At 64.4% G+C, this 17,762-nt stretch carries 19 protein-coding genes and 1 tRNA gene; 12 read left to right on the top strand and 8 right to left on the bottom strand.

From position 1 onward, the window contains the following. Both GS429_RS09045 and GS429_RS09050 read right to left on the bottom strand, forming a co-directional pair. Positions 1–1,023, bottom strand: coding sequence for a 50S ribosomal protein L3 (locus GS429_RS09045; RefSeq protein ID WP_160064779.1), 1,023 nt, complete (start codon positions 1,021–1,023; stop codon positions 1–3). 4 nt (positions 1,024–1,027) lie between these two features. Continuing rightward, positions 1,028–1,900, bottom strand: coding sequence for a putative RNA uridine N3 methyltransferase (locus GS429_RS09050; RefSeq protein ID WP_160064781.1), 873 nt, complete (start codon positions 1,898–1,900; stop codon positions 1,028–1,030). Between the two features lie 305 nt (positions 1,901–2,205). On the opposite strand from GS429_RS09050, the gene GS429_RS09055 reads away from it, so the two are divergent. The 3 genes from GS429_RS09055 (at position 2,206) to GS429_RS09065 (ending at position 3,725) form a co-directional block, all read left to right on the top strand. Then, positions 2,206–2,276, top strand: a tRNA-Gly gene (locus tag GS429_RS09055). A 624-nt stretch (positions 2,277–2,900) separates the two neighbouring features. Further along, positions 2,901–3,248, top strand: coding sequence for a HalOD1 output domain-containing protein (locus GS429_RS09060; protein WP_160064783.1), 348 nt, complete (start codon positions 2,901–2,903; stop codon positions 3,246–3,248). Positions 3,249–3,410: 162 nt separating this feature from the next. Further along, a complete protein-coding gene (locus GS429_RS09065; RefSeq protein WP_160064785.1) occupies positions 3,411–3,725 on the top strand; it encodes an MTH1187 family thiamine-binding protein in 315 nt (104 codons plus the stop codon). Positions 3,726–3,771: 46 nt separating this feature from the next. On the opposite strand, the gene GS429_RS09070 is transcribed toward GS429_RS09065, so the two are convergent. Beyond that, positions 3,772–4,215, bottom strand: a complete 444-nt coding sequence (locus GS429_RS09070; protein ID WP_160064787.1) for a universal stress protein — start codon at positions 4,213–4,215, stop codon at positions 3,772–3,774. A 105-nt stretch (positions 4,216–4,320) separates the two neighbouring features. Here GS429_RS09070 and GS429_RS09075 point away from each other — a divergent pair, with 105 nt between their 5' ends. From GS429_RS09075 to GS429_RS09090, 4 genes are all read left to right on the top strand, one after another. Beyond that, positions 4,321–4,530, top strand: coding sequence for a heavy-metal-associated domain-containing protein (locus tag GS429_RS09075; RefSeq protein ID WP_160064789.1), 210 nt, complete (start codon positions 4,321–4,323; stop codon positions 4,528–4,530). A gap of 247 nt (positions 4,531–4,777) precedes the next feature. Further along, positions 4,778–5,710, top strand: a complete 933-nt coding sequence (gene mch / locus GS429_RS09080; RefSeq protein ID WP_160064791.1) for a methenyltetrahydromethanopterin cyclohydrolase — start codon at positions 4,778–4,780, stop codon at positions 5,708–5,710. Between the two features lie 2 nt (positions 5,711–5,712). After that, entirely contained in the window at positions 5,713–6,240 is a 528-nt protein-coding gene (locus tag GS429_RS09085; RefSeq protein WP_328821316.1) for a double winged helix-containing putative transcriptional regulator, read from the top strand. Positions 6,241–6,290: 50 nt separating this feature from the next. After that, entirely contained in the window at positions 6,291–7,019 is a 729-nt protein-coding gene (locus GS429_RS09090) for an HAD family hydrolase (protein ID WP_160064793.1), read from the top strand. A 24-nt stretch (positions 7,020–7,043) separates the two neighbouring features. Here the strand turns inward: GS429_RS09090 and GS429_RS09095 are convergent, their stop codons facing one another. Beyond that, positions 7,044–8,645, bottom strand: coding sequence for a GTPBP1 family GTP-binding protein (locus GS429_RS09095; RefSeq protein WP_160064795.1), 1,602 nt, complete (start codon positions 8,643–8,645; stop codon positions 7,044–7,046). Between the two features lie 221 nt (positions 8,646–8,866). Continuing rightward, complete coding sequence (locus GS429_RS09100; protein WP_160064797.1) at positions 8,867–9,340, bottom strand: cupredoxin domain-containing protein; 474 nt, start codon at positions 9,338–9,340, stop codon at positions 8,867–8,869. 144 nt (positions 9,341–9,484) lie between these two features. Between GS429_RS09100 and GS429_RS09105 the strand changes: the two genes are divergently transcribed. Both GS429_RS09105 and GS429_RS09110 read left to right on the top strand, forming a co-directional pair. Continuing rightward, positions 9,485–9,676: a hypothetical protein gene (locus GS429_RS09105; RefSeq protein WP_160064799.1), complete on the top strand. Its 192-nt coding sequence runs from the start codon at positions 9,485–9,487 to the stop codon at positions 9,674–9,676. A gap of 6 nt (positions 9,677–9,682) precedes the next feature. After that, the gene (locus GS429_RS09110) at positions 9,683–9,964 is read left to right on the top strand and encodes a hypothetical protein (protein WP_328821317.1); all 282 of its coding nucleotides are present in this window, start codon (positions 9,683–9,685) and stop codon (positions 9,962–9,964) included. Between the two features lie 31 nt (positions 9,965–9,995). Here GS429_RS09110 and pyrF read toward each other — a convergent pair whose 3' ends face one another. Next, entirely contained in the window at positions 9,996–10,796 is an 801-nt protein-coding gene (pyrF, locus tag GS429_RS09115) for an orotidine-5'-phosphate decarboxylase (RefSeq protein ID WP_160064801.1), read from the bottom strand. A gap of 295 nt (positions 10,797–11,091) precedes the next feature. Here pyrF and GS429_RS09120 point away from each other — a divergent pair, with 295 nt between their 5' ends. Continuing rightward, positions 11,092–11,376: a hypothetical protein gene (locus tag GS429_RS09120; RefSeq protein WP_160064803.1), complete on the top strand. Its 285-nt coding sequence runs from the start codon at positions 11,092–11,094 to the stop codon at positions 11,374–11,376. A gap of 86 nt (positions 11,377–11,462) precedes the next feature. On the opposite strand, the gene GS429_RS09125 is transcribed toward GS429_RS09120, so the two are convergent. Together GS429_RS09125 and GS429_RS09130 are read right to left on the bottom strand one after the other, a co-directional pair. After that, on the bottom strand, positions 11,463–11,882 hold the full coding sequence (locus GS429_RS09125; RefSeq protein ID WP_160064805.1) for a VOC family protein: 420 nt from the start codon (positions 11,880–11,882) through the stop codon (positions 11,463–11,465). A gap of 103 nt (positions 11,883–11,985) precedes the next feature. Beyond that, entirely contained in the window at positions 11,986–13,881 is a 1,896-nt protein-coding gene (locus GS429_RS09130; RefSeq protein WP_160064807.1) for a polysaccharide deacetylase family protein, read from the bottom strand. 277 nt (positions 13,882–14,158) lie between these two features. On the opposite strand from GS429_RS09130, the gene GS429_RS09135 reads away from it, so the two are divergent. Then, on the top strand, positions 14,159–15,823 hold the full coding sequence (locus GS429_RS09135; RefSeq protein WP_160064809.1) for an alkaline phosphatase family protein: 1,665 nt from the start codon (positions 14,159–14,161) through the stop codon (positions 15,821–15,823). 46 nt (positions 15,824–15,869) lie between these two features. Then, positions 15,870–17,636 (top strand): carbamoyltransferase family protein, encoded by a 1,767-nt coding sequence (locus GS429_RS09140; protein ID WP_160064811.1) that lies wholly within the window; start codon positions 15,870–15,872, stop codon positions 17,634–17,636. Positions 17,637–17,762: the final 126 nt, after the last annotated feature.

The raw sequence follows: 17,762 nt of genomic DNA on the forward strand, positions 1-17,762 counted from the left end.
TTATCCCTGGTTGGATGCGGTGGAGACGTAGCGCACCTCGGGATCGAGGCGCGGCTGGTCTCCGGGTCGGATCGCCGGGCGGAAGCGTACGAGACGCTTCTGTGGCCCGGGGAGCGAGCCCTTAATCAGCGCGTGCGGTCCGTCGACTTCGCCGTAGTTGACGAAGCCGCCATCGACCGTCGCGTCTGCGCCCTCGCCGATGTCGACGAGGCGCTTGTTCAGTTCCGTTCGCTGATGGTAGCCCATCTGTCCCTGCTGTGGGACCGTCGAGCGAACACGGGACGGGTTCCAGGGGCCGAGGTTGCCGATGCGGCGACGCCAGCCCTGCCGGGCGTGTTTGCCCTTGCGTTTCTGGACGCCCCATCGCTTGACGGGACCCTGGGTCCCTTTCCCTTTCGTGACGCCGCTTGCGTCGACGTACTCGCCGGCGCGGAACACGTCGTTCATGACGTGTTCGCCGCCGCCGTCCTCGAGCAGTTCGAGGGCGAAGTCGACGCGGTCCTGTACGGAGCCGCCGCCGACTCGAGTCTCCATCACGTCGGGTTTCTTCTTCGGGACCGACTGGATGGATCCGGGAACCGTGTGCGTGATGACGCGTACGTCGTCGACGCGCCCCTCCTCGAGGAGGCCGCGGAGCTCGTCCGCGGCGGCGTCGGTGTCGTAGTCGTCACCGGGAAGGTCGAGAACGCGATCGAGTTCGGGAACGAACTCGTCGGTCCAGACCTCGGTTATCGGCTTCATACCATACGGCGTGTCTTCGTACGCTCGCAGAGCAACGGCGCGCATTGGCGGCGTCTCCACGATCGTCACGGGGACGGTCTCTTCCATCCCCTCGGTCGGCGAGTTCGCTTGGTCGTCGACCATGACAACGTGGGTCATGCCGGCCTTGTAGCCCGCGAAACCCTGGAGCGTCGGCTGTCCGTCGTCGTCCGGCCACGAGTTAAAGCGTGGGACCTCGCTGGTCGCACGCTTTCGTGGGCCGAACCCGAGTGAGCCTTTGCGTGGTGAATTTGCTTGTGGCATTCTATCACTCTCTCAGTGAGAGGGGAGCGAGGGAAGCGAACAGAGCTTCCTCCGTTCGCACGACCTCGCTTCCCTGATCCGGAACCGTGTTTAGCCAGAGGTCGAACCCCGGATCGGCTGTGGGTTCGACTCCGTCATCCTCGTCGCCTGGTCCGTACGCAGCGGCGACAGCGGATGCCTCGATTCCGAGGATATCCGGCAGCCCTCTGTCGGGCGCGCCGAACGCGACGGTCATCCCGTCTCGCTCAGTGCGTCCGGCCAGCGTCTCGAGCCGCCCGACGGTGAGATGTTCACCGAATCGGGAGGCTGCAATACAGACGCCGGCGTCCTCACGGCCGAGAGCTGTCGAAAGGTCCGTCCACTCGACGGCAAGCCCCGGGAGGGGCTCGTCGACGAGCTTCGCTCGGACCGGTCGTCGCGAAGAGATCCTGACGGTCACGCGCTCCCCCTCCTCGACCGCCATTTTCGGCGGTACGTTGAGGGAGATCGGGTGTTGCAAGCCGCAATTGACCCGGACGCGCCCTTCAGGTCCGACCTCGGTCACGATCCCTTGTCTTGACGACCCCGAACCGTTCGATTCGGAGCCGGTCTGTGACATGGCGCGGAGCGGTGGCAGGATGCCCGCATACTCCAGTTCGTCCCGCATCCCCCACGCCTCGTTGCGGAGGTATGGGGGCGTTGCGGCGTATTCCAAGACGGTTTGGACGAACCCGCCGTCGAATCGCCCGTGTTCGCCATCCCGGTCGGGATAGACGATGAGGCGGTCCGCCCGGAACACGGTCACCGCACGGGCGACGTATCCGAGCTTCCGAGTTGCCTCGCGTTTGTCTTCGGCTTCACGGGTGAGCGACGACGGGACGAGTACGCTGACGGTCATGCCGAAACGCTTCGGCGCCGCGTCACTAGACTGTAGCGATGTGTTGCGGATAGGTTCTTAAAAGGGTAGCGGATTCGATTCCGGCTGTGACGCTCTCACACCCCAAAATTCGTGTGTTACAGCCACACACTCACTCGAGGTAACTGGTCACGTTCCTGTAGCGGGTGAAAACGCACAACTGTGCCGACGAAAGTCGGCATCCACAGCGACAAAAGGGCCAGAGGACGGCATGTCGCGGCATGCCTATGACGGCCCGATTCGCAACGCTTATACATCCCTCGGGCAGTAGGTATGAGTGCAGCAGGGCGCTGGTAGTGTAGTGGTATCACGTGACCTTGCCATGGTCACAACCTGGGTTCAAATCCCAGCCAGCGCATTTCTCTTTCGAACAAACTCCTGAGCGACAGAAATCGTTCGTGGATTTGAACCACGGAAATCCGAGCGACGATACGAGTAGAGATCGTTCTCGAGGAGTGGTTCAAGTCCAAGCTATCGTGAAGTACCTCGGGGTCAAGCCCCGAGGCACTCTCGCTGTATCTCGGTAGACATTGGAGAAACAAGCCCTGAGTCAACGGAGAGTGAGAACCGCAGAACGCGATCGATGTAGCAATCGTTTCAGTTGCTACTATCGCACGTTTTTCGATGTAGATCAGCGCTACCGCCAGCAGTAATCCGTTGCTCCGTCGTGTTGATTCTGGGTAACCAGATCATAAGTCGGATTTTAGGCAGTAGTACACGCGCGTACGCGAGCACAGATTTAATTAGATCTTAGCCACGGTTCTGATCGGTGACTGACGGTAACCAGCTGTTGCAAAAGGGGTAGACGCTGTCCGGATCGGTACCGATCACCCCAGCTGGATTTCAATCCGCAGACACAATATCCATATATGAACTATTATTCGATGTTTTCCGTCACAATACGCAACTGATACTGCCTGCGATTGGCTTTTATAGTCCGAGGCGCTACGAGTCAATGGACGATTGAACCGCTGAGATATCAATGCAAACGGAAATCCCTACCTCCGACGAGACGAACGAACCCCGCTACGACCAGACCAACGATCGATACGTCTTCCACCACGACAGCGAGGGTACGGCGACGATCACGACGACGATCGTCCACGCGATCGCGTCGATCGCGGAGACCGACGTGTCTCAGGGCGAGTTTTCCCTCTACGACAGCGTCGATCCGGACGCGCTCGATCGACTCTTCCGACAGAAGGCGGACGGCACCGAACGCAGCGGCGGTCACGTCGCCTTCACCGCACTCGAGCACGAGGTGTACGTCTACGCTAACGGCGACATCATCGTCTACCCACCGGCGAAAGCTGACACGCCATCGAACTAAGTGGGTGACGAACCGGTTTCTCCCCGACTGCGATGTCTCCGATCGTCGTCACCCCACCCCGGACCCCTAACCGCCACCTTTTCTGAACGCACCCGGACCACTGGACAGCCACGCGACTCGCATGGAACGGGTTTAGAACCCTCCCCGCCGACAGTGGCACGTATGACGGTGATCGCACTACTGAGCGTCGCTCCGGTCGTCGAGGACAGCATGTCGGACGAGATCGCAAAAGCCGTCGATGCCCTCGAGGAGTACGACGTCGAGTACGAGACGAATCCGATGGGGACGGTGATCGAAACCGACGAGATCGACGAACTGTTCGCGGCCGCACAGGCGGCCCACGAAGCGGTCGACGGCGATCGGGTAAGCACGGTGTTGAAGATCGACGACAAGCGATCCCGGGAGACGTCCGCGGCGGAGAAAGTCGAAGCCGTGGAGGAACATCTCGGCCGTCCGGCGACGAATCGCGAAGAGTAACAGCGCCGGAAGTGAGACTCGAATCGAGCCCTCGAGTACCGAGAGACTACGCTGGAACGACTTTGACCGGCCGATCGGTGTCGAGGATGACGGACTGGGCAACGCTCCCGAAGAGGACTTTGCCGACCGGCGACTGCCGACGGGCGCCGACGACGAGTTCGTCGACGTCGAACTGCTCGGCGATGTCGACGATAGCGGCCGCAGGATTGCCGGTCGCGGAGTGGACGGTGGTGTCGACACCGGCTGCCGTCAGTTCGTCCGCGGCGAGCGAGACCGTCTCGGCGAGGTCGTCGATTGCTTCGGCGTCGAGGTCGCTGTTGATCTTGCCGATCTGGACCCCCTCGTCACTGTCCGCAAACTCGAGTTCCGACTGGACGTGCAACAGTTCGACCTGGATACTGTCGGCCGCTTTCGGAAGGTCGAGGACGGCTTCGACCTGAGCGGTCACCCGCGCTTCCTCCGCATCGACCGGGACGAGTACTGTGTACATGGTGAACCGAACAGCGCGACATCATATCAAACCACCCATCGAAACCCGCCGCCGTAGAACCACCGAGGGCGGAAGACTCACTGTTCCCGAGAGACAGATTCAGGTATGGAACAGACGACACTCGACGTGTCCGGAATGGCCTGTGACGGCTGTGAATCGACCGTGATCGAAGCGCTCGAAGCACTCGAGGGCGTTTCCTCCGTAACGGCGAACCACGAGGTCGGCGAGGTCCGCGTCGAACACGACGAGACGGCCGTCGACGAGACGACGATCAGCGGGACGATCGAGGACGCCGGATACGAAGTACCGGCCTGATACGGTTTACTGTAGTTAATTACCGCCGATCGCGACTCCGTTCTGGCGATCGGCGGTAACTAGTTACAGCAATCCGTATGAGACGGTCCGTCGTCCGATCTGCCGATGGATCCGCGACTCGCCGTACCGATAACCGGAACCGACTGGTAGCAGTCCGTCTGGCCGGCGGCTGGAACGGACACGTCGGACCACGAGTCCAGATCACGAACTAACAAACTGTTTTACGGCGGAGAGCGAACCCGTTGCTATGGAGAGTCTCAACCGGATGGCGATCGAGTTGGTCGACGAGGCCCTCGACTACGCCGAGGAGTTGAACATCGGGGGGTACGATCTCGAAAACGAGGCGACGGTACTCGACTTCGGCCTCGAGTTCGAGGGCGGGATCGAAGCGGGCTTGTTGCTAACGGAGATCCAGACGGCCGGGATGGCGACGCCCAGCCACCGGCTGGGCGAAATCGGCAGCGCACCGATCCCGTTCGTCCAGCTTGCGACGGATCAGCCAGCGCTCTCGTTGCTCTGTTCGCAAAAGGCGGGCTGGGAGCTGACCACGGACGACTTCGAAGGCCTGGGTAGCGGCCCCGCACGGGCCCTGGTCGCCGAGGAGTCCGAGTTCCGCCGGATCGGGTACACGGACGCGTTCGATCTGACGGCGCTGGCACTCGAAACCGAGCAGGATCCGACCGAAGCCGCCGCCGAACAGGTTGCAGAACTCGCCGAAGTCGAGACCAGCAGCGTCTTCCTGCTTGCCTACCCGACCGCGAGCCTCGTCGGCAGCATCACCAACGCGGCTCGCGCGGCCGAACTGGCGACGTTCCGGCTCTCGGAGCTAGGCTACGATCCGCTGGACATCGTCTCCGCGACGGGCCGGGCGCCGGTCGCCCCCGTTGCCGAGGACGAACAGACCGCTATCGCCCGCACGAACGACGCCATCGCGTACGGCGGTACGGCGCACCTCACGGTCCGCGAGGACGCCGACGTCTTCGACTCGGTGCCGTCGACGGCCGCCGAGGACCACGGGCGACCGTTCGGCGAGGTCTTCGACGACCTTGAGTGGGACTTCGCGGAAGTGCCATCCGACCTCTTCGCGCCCGCGAAGGTGACGATCGACGTCGTCGGCGGACCGACGTACGTCCACGGCGAGACGGACGAAGACCTGCTCGTCGATTCGTTCGACCTGTAGCCGTGCAGTTCAAACCGGTTCCCGAAGCGCCCGAGAACGCCGAAGGCGTCGAGGCGATTCTCGAGGCCGTTCCCGCGACGGCCGGGGCCGTCGACGACTGTTGTGCACACCTTCTCGAGGAGACGCGACTCGAGACGCGAAGCGAGGCCGAGACCTGGTTGACGTTTCTTCGGGCGCTCGAACTCGCCGCGGAGGAATCAGCGGGGTATCGACGGGCCGTTGATCCGTCCCTCGAGTCGGTGGCCCTCCAGCAGGCGTTTCGCGAGCGCGTCGTCGCCGCGTCGACGGTCCTCGACGCGCTCGAGACAGCTGACGAACCGGCGAGCGTCGAGGCTGTCTTCGACGCGGTTCGCGGCGAGATTCCCGGATACGAACGCGAGAAACTCGGCGATCGGTTCGAGCCCGTCTGGACCGAGCGCGTCCGGCGGTTGCTCGAGTGGGCCGTGGTGCTCGAGTTGGCCGAGCGAACCGCGGCTGCCGATCGGTATCGATACCGCTCGTCGAGCGTGTCTGACGAGACCGACGGCTGACAGCCGATCAGGGCGGTTGATTTTAGTCCTGGGTGGACGAACCGATCGGTATGTCCGATCGTCAAGCCGGAATCAAATCCGTTACCGAGTCAACGACCGGAACCGGCGACGTCGACGCCGTCTGTTTCGACCTCGACGGAACACTCTGTCGCTACACCCAACGCAGCGAAGACGTGCTCGCGGCCGCGTTCGACCGCACCGACGTCGATCCCCTGTGGACAGTCGACGACTACTACGATCGGTATCGGAACTATCTCGAGGACAGTGAGGCCATCGCGGACCTTCGCAGGCGATGTTTCGGGGATCTTGCGGTCGAGACGGGCCACGACCGAGAGGCGGGCTACGCCGTCGCGGACGCATACGCCGAAGTACGCGATCAGGAGGCCGTAGAGTTGCTCCCGGGCGCGCGCAACATCGTCGAGACGCTGGCTACGGACTACCGACTCGGATTGATCACTAACGGTATGCCCGACATGCAGCGAACGAAGCTCGAGGCGACGGGCCTCGATGGAGCCTTCGAAACGGTCGTCTACGCCGGCCACGACACGGCAGCCAAGCCCGCGACCGAGCCGTTCGAGACGGCGCTCGAGGCGCTCGGAGCGACGCCCGACCGAGCGGTCTACATCGGTAACTCGGTGTCGGCGGACGTAGCGGGTGCCGAGGCGGCCGGGCTTCGGTCAGTGTGGATTCCCGACGGCGACGGCAGTACTGCAGCCCCCGATCCGGAACCGACCTATCGGCTCGAGGGCCTGGCCGACCTGACGACGCCACCGTGGTAAAAAACGGGAATACAGGGGAGTCGATCAGTCCATCGGCCGAACGTCGGTCACCGTCCCGACGCCCTTGCTTCGACCCTCGCGGAAGACGAACTTCTGGCCTTCCTCGACGAGGTACGGACGGAACTTGAACCGGACGGTAGTCTCGCCGGTATCACCCGGGAGCAGACGACCGTCCTCGGGGTGGAAGGCGGCCGCCTCGCCGATCGTCTCGAGGTGGACGACGGGTTCGTAGCCGTCGCCGATCCGGGTTGGGTGGTTGAGCACCATGACTTCGGCCTCGAACTCCCGGACGGGGTCGGGATCGGCATCTCGAGGTACGAGCACCATGCCCCGCTCGATTGCGCTCTCTTTGACTCCCTTGAGTGCGATGCCGACAATCCGGCCCGCCTGCGCCTGATCGACGCGGTGGTAGTGCATCTCGATCGACCGAACTTCGACCTCCTGGAACCGACCGTCGGGCATCGGTCCGAGCAGGAGTTCGTCGCCGGCCTCGACCTCGCCGGACATGACCGTGCCCGAGGCGACGGCACCGACGCCGGTCACCGAGTAACTGCGGTCGACGTACATTCGGAACTCGCCGGTGTTCTGGGACGTTTTCGGGAGGCGATCGAACAGTTCGTCGAGCGTCTCGAGGCCGTCCATCGTAATGGCGCTCGTTTCGACGATCGGAACGACGCGCTCGTTGATCTCGTCGACGGCGGCGTCGATGCCGTGGCGGGCAACCCGTAGCGGCGATTTATCGACTTCGCGCAGGAGGCGTTCGACTTCGCGTTCGACCTCCTCGATGCGGTCGTCGTCGACGGCGTCGGTTTTCGTGATCGCGACGATCGTCGGCAGATCGGTCGCGAGCAAGACGCCGAGGTGTTCTCGCGTGGTGCGCGTCGGGCCGTCGTCGGCGGCGACGACGAGCAGGCCGTAGTCGAGTTTCTGGCCGACGAGTCCGCGGATGGTGGTGCGGAGCCACGGCTCGTGGCCGACGGTGTCGACGAACGAAACGAGGCGGTCGGCTTCCTCGACGACTTCCGCGCGATCCGCCTTGCGGTTCGGGTTCCGGACCCGGACCGGGCCATCGTCGTCGAATCCATAGACCGCGTAGGACAGATCCGCCGAGAGCCCGCGCTCGACTTCGTGGGGCTGGACGTCGAGATAGCTTCGTGTCGCGCCGTCGCCGTCGTCGGGTTGGCCGGTCACGAGCGATCCGACGAGCGTACTCTTGCCGTGGTCGACGTGGCCCGCCGTGCCGACGACGACGTGTTCGTCGTCCGTCTCGAGGACGCCGCCCTCCCGCACCGTCGCGACGCCGACGAGACCGCCGTTTATTCCCCACGTCTGTACGTCGTCGATGTGCGCGTCGGCTTCCTCGGCGAGCAGCGAAAGAACGTCCATCGTCTCGGAGAAGGTGTCCGGATCGATTCCGGCGAGGCCGCCGTCGTCCGTTACGCCGACGACGTAGGTTGCCTCGCCATCCCCGGAGAGCAGTCGATGACGCAGTTGCGCGGCCAGACTCTCCCGGCGTCCACCCTCGAGGTGAACGTCACGTGATAGTCGTTCCTTGAACTCGACGTTGCCACCGTCCTGTTCGCCACGGTCCAGGGCTCGCTCGAGGAGAGCCCGGTCACGGCTCATACGCCACGGTAGCGGCCCACATGGCAAAAGCCTTCCTGCATATTGTCAACAGGGGACACAGTACTGAGTCGAAACGCCGAAGAAACTATCGGGGAGACGAGAAGGTATTTGACAGCGAGAACAGCCGTCCGGCCGCGTTTACTGTGGGTTTCGGAACGGCACTCTCCGACTAGAAGAGTGTGTCGCTGACTGTCAGAGCGAGTTCGTCGCTGTCAAAACGTTCATTCGTCGACCCTGAGGTAACCGATCATCGACCGCGGATGGGGTTCACAGACGTACTCGTGCATCGTCTCGGTGGCTTCGAACGCAAGGGTCTGCGTCTGCCCCCGCTCGCGCACGTTCGAGGTGCGATTGCCGTCGACGACTCGGTTCTCCGCGTTCCTGATCGCAATATTGTGCGGGGCGTTGTCGGCGTTCTCCCACGTGATCTCGTAGTCGTTGCCCTCGAAGAGCAGCAACGACGGGTTGCGGATCCCGGCGATGAGATCCGGAGCGACGCCGACCCAGCCGCTCATGTATCCTTCTAACTCGATCTCCTCGATATCTTCCCAATCTTCCCGCTCGAGTATCTGTCCGTCGGCGTCGCCGCTATCGCCGTCGGCGCGACTACCGGTACAGCCGGCGACCGCGACCGAGAGCGCCGATCCTGAGAGCGCGAGCGCCCGACGCCGGCTCACGCGGTTGGGTTCGTTCATACTCTCTCGGTGTGGTGTTATCGTCTTAAATCATAATGTGAACGTGTGGTTCGGATACCGCGAAACGAACCGATCGGTCGGATCCGCGGACGAACCGGGTCGTTCCGGGCCCGGTTTCAAGACGCTCGAGAACCTACGTTCGCTATGAGCGTGAGCGGCCTCTGTCAGATCTGCGAGTCGCGGCCGGCTCAGGAGCGGTGTGCGAACTGCGGGACGCTTGCCTGCGACGGCCACTACGAGGAGGGAAAGGGATTGTGCGTCGAATGTGCCGCGCAAGCGGATCCGACGCAACCGTCCCCGTCGGAGTCCGAGGACGTCGACATCCACCGGTTCTGATCTACCGTGACATCGATCCGTGACGTCCTCGGCGAGTCACTCGCTATCGGCGAGCGGTTTTCGCTCTCCATCGAGGAGCGCGACGGCACCCTCGTCGCGGATCATCCCTACGACTCGAGTCCGATGGACGTCGCGGTCGTCGAGGGGTTGGACCGATTACCGGAGCACCCGCCGACGGAGCCCGTCGAGGTCGAACTCCTCGGCCGGATCGTCGACGGACGGATCGCGGGACGCGTGGTCGGTACCGGGGCTGGCGAACCGGTGGACGACGCGACCGGTGATACGTGAACCGCCATCGGTTGACTGTCGCCGATACTGGTCACTCCCGGTGCCGGTTCAGCCGCTGTTTCAGTCGTTTTGCGGCCTGACCGCTCACTTTGGCGAAACCTTCGCCCTCGTTCTCCCCGGCGAAGATGATTCCTCGCGAAGAGTTGATCAGTCCGACGCCGTCCGCGAGGCCGTACTCCACGGCAGCCTCCGCGTCGCCGCCCTGTGCACCGATGCCGGGAACGAGGAACGGCAGGTCGGGAACCTGTTCGCGCAGGTCCTCGAGTTCGTCCGGGTTCGTCGCCCCCACGACGAGGCCGACGTTGTCGTTCTCGTTCCAGAGGTCCGCCAGCGCGGCCACCCGCTCGTAGACCGGTTCGCCGGTCTCGAGTTCGAGGTCCTGAATGTCGGCTCCACCGGGGTTCGAGGTTCGACAGAGAACGAAGACGCCGGCTTCCTCGTTCGCCAGGAACGGCTGCAGCGAGTCCCGGCCCATGTAGGGGTTGACGGTGATCGCGTCGACCGTCTCGAGCAACTGCGCGTACTGTCGGGTCGTGTTCCCGATGTCGGCTCGTTTGGCATCCAGCAGGACGGGGACGCCCTTCCCGTGGGCGTAGGCGATCGTTTCCTCGAGTGCCCGCCAGCCGTCGGGGTCCTCGTAGAAGGCGGCGTTGGGTTTGAAGACGGCGGCGTGTTCGTGAGTCGCATCGATGATCCGCCGGTTGAACGCCCACCGGGGAAGGTCGTGGTCCTGTAAGTGGTCCGGGATCCGTGACTGTTCGGGGTCGAGCCCGACGCTGACGACGCTGTCGACCGTCCGAATGCGGTCGTGCAAGCGGTCGAAGAAGTTCATGTACGCGAGTGGTAGTCCAGCGGTCGAAAAGGTTGCTATAGTAGCCGCTGCGAGTCACTGTACACCCGATCGCACAGTCGTCGTGCGATCAGCGTGTAAGTAGTTACAGGTGGTACTATCTCTCGTCGAACGAGGATATCTGTCAACTACTGGAATACTACCCTCTAATCGAGCAACGAGCCGCTCTTCCGGACGGTTTGATCGCTACGAGCGAAGCGCTCAGACCCGCCGAACGGCCCCACTTCCAAATTCTTTAGACATCAGGTACTTCGCTCGTATAATTGATGGCTACACTATGGGAATACGAAACGATGCGAAATCCAACTCACCGCTCGGCCGGCTCCGAGATCGTATCCGTTCGACGCTGTTTACTGACACGGAGACGACAGATGACGCCCCTGGCGCCCGCGAGCAAGCAGCCGAACCGTCGACTCCGTCACCCGATGCACCGGGCAATCTCTTTCACTGTGCGACCTGTGGAACCGTCTACATCGACGCCGAAAAGAGCCGTTGTTCGACCTGTGACGAAGACGTTGAACAGGTTTCGTCGACGCTCGAGTCGTCGCTCATGCGGCCGTAGCCGTACTGATTTCTGTCACGTTGTTCCGTCTACGCACCCGAATCCACAATTGTAGCTCGTAGCCCGTACCCGCAGCCCGTAGCCATTCAGGTCTCGAGCACTTCGACGAGATTCGCCTCCGGATCGCGCAGGAACAGGATGGAGGTGCCGCTCTCGGTCGTCCGCGGCTCGCTGATCGTCGAGACGCTCTCGGGAAGGTCGGCGTAGAACGCCTCGATATCGTCGACGGCAAGGCCGACGTGTGTCGCACCGGGCTGGTTGAGCCCCGCGGCTGGCGACCCGCGCGCTTCGGGGTCGTACTCCACGAGTTCGACGCGGATGCCGTCGGCCTCGAGGTGGGCGAACTCCGCGCTCGCCCCCTCGACGCCGACACCCTCGGCGAACGCCTCGCCGCCGACGCTGAACCGGTCGGCGACCGAAAGGCCGAGAACGTCCCGGTAGAACGGCAGGGTTTCCTCGAGGTCGCGAACGGTGATACCGACGTGGTGGGCGCTGAGAGACGTCATCCGTTTGGTCGTCCGGCCGCGGCGGAAAAACGCTTCCGGCTCCCGACCGGCCGCGACGTCGGTTCGCCCTCGAGACGCAGGCCCACGCCGCAGGCGAGCGTCGTTACGGGTCGCCGATCTCGAGGGTCCAGTTCCCCGCCGCCTCGACGTCGATCCAGCAGACGCCGCCCGCAGCGTACGACCGCGTGGCGTCGAACGCGCCCGTCCGATTGACGAGTTGCTCTCGGCTGCCGTCCGTCCCGAGTCCGTCGACGACGACGGAACCGGTGCCGTTGTGGGTCACGCCGAGGCTGAGCGCGTCCGGCGCCCAGAGCGGGCCGACAACCGCCGATCCGTCTCCGCCGGCCTCGACGGGCGGATCGTCGAGGTCGTCGGCGCGGACACCGGGCTGGTCGAGGTCGATCGACCAGCCGCCGTCGGCGTCGACTTCGAGGCGGTACGAGCCGCCGTCGACGACCGCGACCGACTCGCCGTCGCCGTCGGCGCGAGTCACCAGCCGTTCGCCGCTTCCGGCACCGTCCTCGGGAACGACCGACACCTCGAACGGACCGTCGCCGTCGTGGGTGAACTCGCCGGTAACGAGCCCCTCAGACAGGTCGACGGCGTCGGTATCGTTCGATCCCGAGCCGTCGAACGAGTGGCTTTCGCCGGCCTCGAAGACGACGCCGTCGGGTCGCGTCTCAGATCCTGCCGGCTCTTGGTGTTCGACCGCGTCCATCCCGTCGACGAGGTCGGAGGGCGTGATCACGTCGAGCCCTCGATGTTCGAGGTGATCGAGCAGGTGCTCGAAGTCGCCGAGGGACATCACGTCGCCGTCGGGCGCTTCCTCGTCGACGATCGGCGGAATCCGGATGACGGTGAGCTGTCGGTACTGATCGCAGAGGTTGATGTGGCGGCGAACGCCGTTGTGGAGCGCGGGTCCCCAGATAACCGGCGTCATGTGCGGCCCGGTCGGGGGCGCACCGACGGGACAGCTACCGAAGAGGAATCCCGTCTCGTAGTAGTCCCGGACGACTTCGTGGGTCGTCGGCGTCATCCGCCGCCAGGAGGGGGCGAAGAAGTGTCGCGAGCCGTCCTCGAAGCCGCGGTCCGCCAACGCATCGCGAGCGGCCTCGGCGACCGTTCGCTGGCGATCCTCGGGCTGTTCGGTGAGGGCGGACTCGCTTCGCGGGTACGCACAGACGTCCCAGCCGCGGTCCCGGAGATCGCGCAGTTCGTCGAACCCTATCCGGCTTCCGCCACCGACTCGTCCTGGATCGACCGGGACCGCGCCGGACCAGCCTCGCTCCTCGAGCAGGTCCGCGGCGATCTCGTAGTGCGATTCGTGGCCGTCGTAGAACGCGAGGATCGCCTTGCCGTTGTCGACCGCCTCCGTCCGGCGGAGGTCGTCGACCACGATGCGCGGGGGTTCCCCCTCGGGTCCGACGGCGACCACGTTGATCCGGGTGACGTTCGTCAGGTCCGGCTCGTTCATCACGTCCGGATCACCCGTCGGCTTGTGCTCGTAGCCGCAGTCGAGTCGGAACCAGCCGTCGTACTCGTTGGGGAGCTGTCGGACCGTCGTCAGCCGATTGTCGCGGTCGGGCGCGATGAACTCGACGACGATTCGCGTCGCGGACTCCGGCTTGACCGCGATCGAGGTGTCCCAGCCCTCGAGGTCGAGTCCGTCGGGAAACGAAATGCTCAGCTCAGCCTCGACGTCGTCGCCCTCGAGTCTCGCCGCCCGGGTCCCGGTTCGTGCCTCGTCCGGTGCGGGCTCGACTCGTCCCTTCGGCGTAAACCACTCGTCGAGGGTCTCGAAGTCCGAGAGGACCTCTCCGTCGTCGATCGCGGGCCAGACGGCGCTGGCATCCGTCGAACCGTCGGTATCTCCGGACGCGGTGTCGTTGCGGCCGTCGCCGTCGTCGGAACTGCGTTCGAAACAACCGGCGAGCGCGCCCGATCCCGCGGTCGCGGCGAGCGTGGCGAGCGCCCGTCGCCGAGAGAAGTGATGTGTCATCGTCGGCGTTCGATCGGTGACGGAGACGCTTAGTGATCGATCCGTTAATCGAGATTCGCCGGCGCGAAGAGTCGTTCGTCCGGTTTCGGATCCCCGCCCGAGACCACAAGGGAGCGTTTATGGAGGTGTTAGACGCCGTTCCAGAAACGAAACGGTCGCGGAATCGGGTCACGACCGCCGCTCGAGTGATTCTCGAGGCGATACCGGACCGTCCGACCGGCCGGCGTTTGTGCGAATATTAATAATCACCCTCCAACTGCAACGCTCGGCTAACGAAATGACAGGCAACGCTGCGAAAGCGCGGACGGAGTCGAGCGAGGGCCGAAACCGAATGGACGCCCTGCTCGTCGGGATCGACGCCGGCTGTCTCTCGGTGTTCGATCGACTGTCGGACGAAGACGTCGTTCCGAACCTGGAATCGCTGCTCGAGACGGGCGTCTCCGCGCCCCTCGAGTCCCAGATCCCGCCGTGGACGCCGAGCGCGTGGCCGTCGATGTTCACCGGCGTCAACCCCGGGAAACACGGCGTGTTCGGCTTCACCGGCTTCGACGGCTACGACTTTCACGTCGTCAAAGGCGACGACGTTCGTGCCCACCGGCTCTGGACGCTACTCGACCGCCACGACCGCTCGAGCGTCGTCGTCAACGTCCCCGTCACCCATCCGCCGGACGAGATCGACGGCGCGATCGTTCCGGGGTTCATCGGTCCGGAGAACCCGCCCTGCCACCCCGAGGGAATCCTCGACGACGTCCGCGACGAGATCGGCGACTACCGGGTATATCCCAACTACGCGCGCGGGGACGATTCGCTGACCGACGCCGAAAAGCTCGAGGAGTACTGCCGGCTCGTCGAGATGCGCGGCGAGGCGTTCCGGTACCTGAGCGGGCGGTTCGAACCCGACTTCGGCTTCCTCCAGTTCCAGAAGACCGACACCGTCTTCCACGAGTTCGACGGGGAGTGGGAGAAAGTCGAGGAGGTGTACGCCGCCGCTGACGAGCAGATCGGCGAGGTCCTCGAGGCCTGTAACCCCCGCCAGGTGTTCGTCGCGAGCGATCACGGGATGGGGCGATACGAGAAATCCGAGTTCCGCGTCAATGCCTTTCTGGAGGACGCCGGCTACCTCGAGACCACGCTGGGCGGGAAGGGGATGCCGACGTGGAACCTGATGCGAGACGACCTCCGGAGCGGCGAACAGGCCGACGAGTGGGAGCCGAGCGCGACCGAACGACTCGCCGCGAGACTGGCGAACGTCGGCATCACGACCCACCGAATCGGTGTCGTGCTGGAGCGACTCGGCCTCGCGGAGTTCGCGAAAGCCCACGCCCCGGACGGCGTCGTCCGAACCGGCAACGAACAGGTCGACTTCCCGAACTCGACGGCGTACGTCCGCGCGCGGACGGAACTCGGCGTTCGACTGAACGTCGAGGGTCGGGATCCCGAGGGGGTCGTCCCCGAAGCGGAGTACGACGACGTCCGGGCGGCACTCATCGCGGATCTCGAGTCGGTGACCGCCCCCGACGGCGACCCGATCTTCGAGACGGTCGCGCCGCGGGAGGAGTACTTCGACGGACCGTACGCGGACGACGCGGTCGATATCGTCACGATTCCGACCGACTTTCAGCACTTCCTCTCGGCGGAGCCCGCGGACGAGTACTTCGCCGAGACGACCGAACCCTGGAACCACAAACTCGAGGGCGTTTTCGCCGCGAGCGGCGAGGGAATCGACGCCTCGCAGTCGCTCGAGGACCCACACCTGTACGACGTGGCGCCGACGATTCTCTCCGCGCTCGGCGTGGCCCACAGCGACCGCATGGACGGACGGGTGCTGCCGATCGTCGAGGCGACCGAGCCGACGGGCTATCCGGACTACGCGGCGTCAGAGCGGGACACCGTCGACGCCGACGTCGAGGACCGACTGGCGGACCTCGGCTACGTCGAGTGACTCGAGCGGACACCGTCTCCGACCCCACCACCCCAGTTTCAGTACCATGACATACACCCTATCGTTCAAACCGGCGATCGACCTGTACGGCCAGCACGACCCGAGCGCGGCGTTGTTCGACGATGGCAAGCTCCGCTTTGCGATCGAAGAAGAGCGGCTGACACGAGACAAGCACGCGGTCGACACCTTCCCCGAGCGGGCGATCCGGGCCTGCCTCGAGTACGAGGGCATCGAACTCGCCGACGTCGAGAAGATCGTCCTGCCGTACGATCCGAAACTCCGCTCGAAGATCGCCGGCCACTACCTCAAAAACACCGCGCAGCTCGATAGCCACCTGAGCAAGGTGACGCACCTGAAAAACGTCGCCAGAGATCAGCTTCTGGGTCGGTTCGCGCCGAATCGGATCGTCGAGTCCCGACTCGAGGAGATCGGCACGCCGGTGCCGCCGATCGAGAACCGCGCACACCACGAGTGCCACGCCGTGAGCGCGTTCCACCCGTCGCCGTTCGACGAGGCGCTCGTGTTGACCATCGACGCCAAAGGCGAGTACGACTCGACCGTCGTCTGGCACGCGACCCCAGACGGGCTCGAGCGCGTGCGGACGTACGAGCATCCCAACAGCTGGGGGCTGTTCTACGCCGCGATCACGAACTACCTCGGCTACCGGATGTTCAACGGCGAGGGGAAGGTGATGGGGCTCGCCCCCTACGGCGAGGCAAACGCAGAGATCGAACGGCGGCTCCGAACGCTCGTCGACACCGGCGTCGACTACGACGTGACCGAACTGACCGGGCGCTGGGGGACCGAACACGGCGTCGAGACGCTCGAGGAGCTGTTCGGTCGACCGGCCTCGGAGACGACCGACGAGTTCGACCAGTTCGAGACGGACCTTGCGTACGCCGCCCAGCGACTGCTCGAGGAGTCGATCTCGGAGCTGGTCGACGACTACGTCCGCCGTTTCGGCACGAGCAACGTCTGCCTGGCCGGCGGCGTCGTGCTCAACTGCAAGCTCAACAAGCAGGTTGCGGAGCGTCCCGGCGTCGACGACGTCTTCATCCAGCCGGTCGCCAACGACGCCGGCCTCGCGCTCGGCGGCGGCTGGATCGACCACCGGCCGACCGAGATCGAGCGGCTAACCGACGTCTACTGGGGCTCCGCGTACGAGACCGACGAGATTCGGGCGCTCCTTGAGACGAACAAGATCGAGTACGCCGAGCCTGACGACCTCGAGCGTCGGGTCGCCGAACTGCTCGCGGACGGCGCGCTCGTCGGCTGGTTTCAGGGTCGGATGGAACTCGGGCCGCGGGCGCTGGGCAACCGGAGCATCCTCGCCGATCCGCGGAGCGAGGACTCCCGCGACCGGGTGAATCACTTCGTCAAACACCGCGAGGAATGGCGGCCGTTCGCCCCGTCGATGACCGAAGCGGCTGCCGAGGACTACCTCGAGAACGCCCGGCCCAGTCCGTTCATGATCAACACGTTCGACGTGAAACCGGAGCGCCAGGACGACCTCGCCGCGGTGGTCCACCCCGCCGACGACACCACGCGGGCCCAGACGGTTCGGAAGGACCAGAACCCGCGCTACTACCGCCTGCTTCGCGAGTTCGAGGACGTGACCGGCGTTCCCGTCCTCCTCAACACCTCGTTCAACGACCACGCCGAACCGATCGTTCGGACGCCGACCGAAGCGCTGAAGGACTTTTTCGGGATGGGGCTCGACGTGCTCGTCCTCGAGGATTGCCTCGTGACGAAACCCGGGTCGGAATACGGTCAGCAGTCGAAGGAAGTGGCGGAACCGATCGAGGCCGACTGACGGACGCGTCTGCGCCGCGGCGCTCGAGGGGTGGAGTCGCCACCGAAAGTCAGTGGTCCTCCGTCGCAAGATCGCGGTACGATCGGTGAAGGAATCGTTTCGTGACCGGAAGGCGACCTCCACGGG

This window comes from Natronorubrum halalkaliphilum (assembly GCF_009834785.1).
Classification (GTDB): Archaea; Halobacteriota; Halobacteria; order Halobacteriales; family Natrialbaceae; genus Natronorubrum; species Natronorubrum halalkaliphilum.

What these genes read in the sequence shown, in the direction of transcription:
- GS429_RS09045 (WP_160064779.1), bottom strand. Translation starts at nt 1,023, where the DNA reads ATGCCACAAGCAAATTCACCACGCAAAGGCTCACTCGGGTTCGGCCCA.
- GS429_RS09050 (WP_160064781.1), bottom strand. Translation starts at nt 1,900, where the DNA reads ATGACCGTCAGCGTACTCGTCCCGTCGTCGCTCACCCGTGAAGCCGAA.
- GS429_RS09060 (WP_160064783.1), top strand. Translation starts at nt 2,901, where the DNA reads ATGCAAACGGAAATCCCTACCTCCGACGAGACGAACGAACCCCGCTAC.
- GS429_RS09065 (WP_160064785.1), top strand. Translation starts at nt 3,411, where the DNA reads ATGACGGTGATCGCACTACTGAGCGTCGCTCCGGTCGTCGAGGACAGC.
- GS429_RS09070 (WP_160064787.1), bottom strand. Translation starts at nt 4,215, where the DNA reads ATGTACACAGTACTCGTCCCGGTCGATGCGGAGGAAGCGCGGGTGACC.
- GS429_RS09075 (WP_160064789.1), top strand. Translation starts at nt 4,321, where the DNA reads ATGGAACAGACGACACTCGACGTGTCCGGAATGGCCTGTGACGGCTGT.
- mch (WP_160064791.1), top strand. Translation starts at nt 4,778, where the DNA reads ATGGAGAGTCTCAACCGGATGGCGATCGAGTTGGTCGACGAGGCCCTC.
- GS429_RS09090 (WP_160064793.1), top strand. Translation starts at nt 6,291, where the DNA reads ATGTCCGATCGTCAAGCCGGAATCAAATCCGTTACCGAGTCAACGACC.
- GS429_RS09095 (WP_160064795.1), bottom strand. Translation starts at nt 8,645, where the DNA reads ATGAGCCGTGACCGGGCTCTCCTCGAGCGAGCCCTGGACCGTGGCGAA.
- GS429_RS09100 (WP_160064797.1), bottom strand. Translation starts at nt 9,340, where the DNA reads ATGAACGAACCCAACCGCGTGAGCCGGCGTCGGGCGCTCGCGCTCTCA.
- GS429_RS09105 (WP_160064799.1), top strand. Translation starts at nt 9,485, where the DNA reads ATGAGCGTGAGCGGCCTCTGTCAGATCTGCGAGTCGCGGCCGGCTCAG.
- pyrF (WP_160064801.1), bottom strand. Translation starts at nt 10,796, where the DNA reads ATGAACTTCTTCGACCGCTTGCACGACCGCATTCGGACGGTCGACAGC.
- GS429_RS09120 (WP_160064803.1), top strand. Translation starts at nt 11,092, where the DNA reads ATGGGAATACGAAACGATGCGAAATCCAACTCACCGCTCGGCCGGCTC.
- GS429_RS09125 (WP_160064805.1), bottom strand. Translation starts at nt 11,882, where the DNA reads ATGACGTCTCTCAGCGCCCACCACGTCGGTATCACCGTTCGCGACCTC.
- GS429_RS09130 (WP_160064807.1), bottom strand. Translation starts at nt 13,881, where the DNA reads ATGACACATCACTTCTCTCGGCGACGGGCGCTCGCCACGCTCGCCGCG.
- GS429_RS09135 (WP_160064809.1), top strand. Translation starts at nt 14,159, where the DNA reads ATGACAGGCAACGCTGCGAAAGCGCGGACGGAGTCGAGCGAGGGCCGA.
- GS429_RS09140 (WP_160064811.1), top strand. Translation starts at nt 15,870, where the DNA reads ATGACATACACCCTATCGTTCAAACCGGCGATCGACCTGTACGGCCAG.